We start from the raw sequence: 3,297 nt of genomic DNA, 5'->3' as shown, positions 1-3,297 counted from the left end.
CAAAAATTTAATTTTTTCTGAAAAAGTTGTTGCAATTTATTAAAAATATTTTATTATTAACTTAACAAGATATGAATTTGCCGTTTGTATCTACACAACGCCTATAAAAATAAAAAAACAATCTCACAAGAATTGTTTTTTGCCGGTTCATCGTACAGGACGCCTAATTTAAAAAAAAAAAAAAAAATCTAATATTTTTAGGCTAAAATAATACTAAGTGTAATTTTACACATATTGAATATGGAAAAAATCAAAGAAAGGTCACAAGTATGAAAAAAGGTCAAAAAAGAAAACTAAAATTATGACATAAAATTACAATTTGGGGAATCTTAAATGCTTATGCGTTATCATTATTAATTGCTGTGTTTGCTTTATCACAAACACCTTGACATTGTCGTTTATTCGCGTTTATCAATATTTTTGTTATATTATTATCACAAGTAATTTATTATACTCGTCTTTATTTTAAAAATAAAAAGAAAGCAACTAAAAATAAACCTATTAAATTGCAATAATTTTAAAAAACTAAAAAGAACACTTTATTCCTATAAATAGCATTATTTAAACGGTAAAATGTTCTTTTTTTTTATTTTTTGTTAGTTGTAAGATAAATTAAATGATATTTTCGTTTTCCACGACGAATAATTAAATATTTATCAAATAAAAACTTATCTTTTGCTACAAGTAAAGTTTCTTCTTTAACAATTTGCCCATTAATAGTAATTGCACCTTGTTCTAAAAACTCACGACCTTCACGTTTAGAAGAAACAATTTGTGCTTGTACTAATAAATCAAGCAGTGGCAAATTAAGATTTGTTAAATGAAAATTAGGTAAATTGTTATCAAGTTGGTCTAACTGTTGCTCTGATAATTCATGTAAATTGCCTTTAAATAAAGCTTCGCTAACAATTTGTGCTGTTTTTAATCCTACTGCTTGATGAACAAATAAAGTTACTTCTTCTGCTAGTTTTTTTTGTGCAATGCGTTGTGCTGGTTCATTTTGGTGAGCTGCTTCAAGAGCAATAATTTCTTTTTCAGATAACATTGTTAAATAACGTAATAATTTCCCTGCTTCTTGGTCATCTTGGTTATAAAAGAATTGATAAAATTCATAAGGTGATGTTTTTTTTGAATCTAATCAAACTGCCCCTGATTCTGTTTTTCCAAATTTGGAACCATCAGCTTTTGTTAATAAATTCATTGTCAAACCACAAGCTAAATTATCTTCTCCAATTTGTTTATAAATATAATCTGTACCCGAAGTAATATTTCCTCATTGGTCACTACCACCAGTTTGAACAGCACAATCATAATTAATATATAATTGATAAAAGTCATAAGCCTGCAATAATGTGTAAGCAAATTCATTATATGATAAACCAACTTCAATTCTAGTTGCAATATTTTCTTTTGCTAATAAATAACTAATATTAAAATATTTACCAACATTTCGCAAAAAATCAATCAAGGTCATTTTTTGCAATCATTCAGCATTATTAACCATTTTAACTTTTGATCCAATTAATTGTTGCATTTTATTACTAATGGTTTCCACATTATGTTTAATTGTTTTATCATCTAGCAATACCCGTTCTGCTTTTTTCCCACTAGGATCACCAATCATTCCTGTCCCACCACCAATAATAGCAATTGGTTGAAATCCAAACATTTCAAAACGTTTTAATAACATAATTTGAATTAAATGCCCAACATGTAATGAATCACCGGTTGGATCAAAACCACAATAAACTCCTTTTTTTAATTCTTGCGCTTTTAATAATTTTGCTTCATTAGTTACTTGTTTTAATAGTCCTCTTCATCTTAATTCTTCTAAAATATTTTTTACCATCATTTATCTCCTTTGCTATTTAAAAAACTCTAAATTATTAGAGTTATTTCTTATCTACTTTTGAATCTTTTTTAATTGGGGCAGACTTTCCTTCTTCAATAATTTTTTCAGAAATTGATGCTGATGTTTTTTTCAAATCTTCAGTTACCTTAATTCCAGCGTCAATTGCTGAAACTGTTATTTTTGCTAAATCTTTTGCCACTGCGCGCACATTAGGTGATTTTGCTGCTGCTTTAATTAATTTAACTGCACCATTATCAATTTTCTTTAATGTTTTATAAGCCATTTCTTTTGTTGAAGCAGAATCTAAAATTTCAATTGCACCTTTGACATTTTTAATGTGCAATTCAATATCAGCTGCAACTTTATCTGATTCTATTCCTTGCGATTTTTCTCATACAATCTCAATTTTATTAACCATTTTTTTAAGTTGTGGATTATATTTTTTAACTAAATTAATGAAATCTTGTCGTAATTCTGAACCTTTTTTCGGAGCAATTAACATTCCTACTACCATCACTGCCAATGTTTTAACAAATTTAAATGCCATAATTATTCCTTTTCATCAGAATTAGCAAAATCTTTTAATTTATCAACAATTCGATAGGCAATGTCTTTATTACGAGCAATAATTTTTACTCATGCTTTAACGTTTCGTTTTGCAAAAGCTTCAAAAACATCAATATAATTTGAAACTTTAACAACGGTATCAACAGTAGAATTTAACATTTCTGATTTATAAGTTAAGTCTTCAACAAAATAATCAAATTTCTTAGCAGCAATTGCAACTTTTCGCGCAGCAATAATGCCATAACAGCAAAAAACAATTGCTAAACATAATAAAACAATGATTAAAATTGTTTGTGAAATTAATAAATTATCATTTGTTGCTAACATATATATCATTCTTTTCCACCCTTTTTCTAATCGTATTAAATATTACTTTTATATTATAACTTATTTTATAATTTATTTTAAATAATATTAGAATAATTAGTTAACTTAATGATAAAAATTAATATATACTAATTTACAACAATATATAATTTATCTTTACAAGATAGTATTAAACCAGTTTTTACATTAATTTGTTTTATGTTATATCAAAGAATAAAATCAGTAACTAATGCAAAATACTCAAAAATTTACGATATTGTAGTATTTTTTTACTTTTATTAATTATTATGTAAATTAAGTTGTTAAAAAATATTAAAAATTTGCAATTAATTTGTTAAAAATTAAAAAATATACTTATCATTTTCTTTTTTTATAAAATATTATTAAGGAGAAAAAATGAAAAAAATATGAATAATAAATGCATTTTTAATTTTAATTAAGGCATCGTGTAGATACAAGTTCCAAATTTGTATCTCTTGTTAGATTGATAATAACACTCTTAAAAATAAATGCAACTATTTTTTTAAAAAAATAAAATATTTGTAATTTTA

Annotated in this window: 4 protein-coding genes; 1 reads left to right on the top strand and 3 read right to left on the bottom strand. The window is 25.0% G+C overall.

All coding sequences use genetic code 4. The features are described from left to right. Positions 1-269: 269 nt before the first annotated feature. Positions 270-515, top strand: a complete 246-nt coding sequence (locus tag D9R21_RS05220) for a hypothetical protein (protein ID WP_126821379.1) — start codon at positions 270-272, stop codon at positions 513-515. A 71-nt stretch (positions 516-586) separates the two neighbouring features. Here D9R21_RS05220 and tyrS read toward each other — a convergent pair whose 3' ends face one another. The 3 genes from tyrS to D9R21_RS05205 are packed head-to-tail and all read right to left on the bottom strand — an operon-like array spanning position 587 to position 2,755. Continuing rightward, on the bottom strand, positions 587-1,849 hold the full coding sequence (gene tyrS / locus D9R21_RS05215) for a tyrosine--tRNA ligase (RefSeq protein ID WP_126821378.1): 1,263 nt from the start codon (positions 1,847-1,849) through the stop codon (positions 587-589). Positions 1,850-1,892: 43 nt separating this feature from the next. Next, positions 1,893-2,399 carry a hypothetical protein gene (locus tag D9R21_RS05210; protein WP_126821377.1) on the bottom strand — a complete coding sequence of 169 codons (507 nt, stop codon included), beginning with the start codon at positions 2,397-2,399 and terminating at the stop codon, positions 1,893-1,895. Between the two features lie 2 nt (positions 2,400-2,401). Next, positions 2,402-2,755 (bottom strand): hypothetical protein, encoded by a 354-nt coding sequence (locus tag D9R21_RS05205; protein ID WP_004572327.1) that lies wholly within the window; start codon positions 2,753-2,755, stop codon positions 2,402-2,404. Between the last annotated feature and the right edge of the window lie 542 nt (positions 2,756-3,297).

This window comes from Spiroplasma endosymbiont of Megaselia nigra (assembly GCF_003987485.1).
In the GTDB taxonomy this organism is placed as follows: domain Bacteria; phylum Bacillota_I; class Bacilli_A; order Mycoplasmatales; family Mycoplasmataceae; genus Spiroplasma.
The sequence above is the reverse complement of the archived record's forward strand: the minus strand, read 5'-3'. Positions and strand labels throughout refer to the sequence as shown.